We start from the raw sequence: 618 nt of genomic DNA on the forward strand, positions 1-618 counted from the left end.
CGTCCCGCCCTGCGCCGTACCCTGCACCTGGCCCGCACCGTTCCCCGCGACACCGCGTCCCTGCGTGCCTTCGCCGAGGCGACGGCCGCCCTGCCGTGGGTGCTGCGCGAGCGCCGCGTACTGCCACCGCGGGTGGAGGCGCGGTTCCGGCTCCTGGAGGACAGCCAGCGACGTTCCACCGCACGCAGCTACACGGGATGAGCCCCGCGCACCGGACGCTCAGGACTCCGTCCACCGGCACAGCAGCCGGAAGCCGGAGAACAGCGCCACCGGCCACACCGCGGCGAACGCCCAGATCACCACCGGCTCCGAGGTGACGATCCCGGCCACCATCAGGCCCACGGCCACCGCCAGCAGCACCGCCACGGTCCACACCCGGGGCGCGTACGACGCCACCCGGGAGAGGTCCGGCCGTCGGCGCCCGCGTGGCGACCGCAGCCGCCGGACCAGACGGCGGTCACGGCTCAGGGCGCGCTCGATCTCGTTCAGGATCCGCTGTTCGCGTTCGGGGAGTCGGCTTGTCGACACGATGGCTCCTACGGGGGACTGCTCCTACGGGGACCGACCTGCCTGGAAGTCCCTTCCCGTGTGCCCCCGGCACCCCACGGACTAACCGGC

The 618-nt window shown here is 73.8% G+C and carries 1 protein-coding gene and 1 pseudogene; one reads left to right on the forward strand and one right to left on the reverse strand.

Annotation, left to right across the window (positions count from 1 at the left end):
- Nucleotides 1-201 (forward strand): annotated as a pseudogene (locus C1I97_RS38515) (glycosyltransferase family 2 protein); the annotation flags it as partial.
- An 18-nt stretch (nucleotides 202-219) separates the two neighbouring features.
- On the opposite strand, the gene C1I97_RS38520 reads toward C1I97_RS38515, so the two are convergent.
- Nucleotides 220-528, reverse strand: a complete 309-nt coding sequence (locus C1I97_RS38520; RefSeq protein ID WP_111007417.1) for a DUF3040 domain-containing protein — start codon at nucleotides 526-528, stop codon at nucleotides 220-222.
- Nucleotides 529-618: the final 90 nt, after the last annotated feature.

It is taken from the genome of Streptomyces sp. NTH33, from assembly GCF_003236365.1.
Classification (GTDB): Bacteria; Actinomycetota; Actinomycetes; order Streptomycetales; family Streptomycetaceae; genus Streptomyces.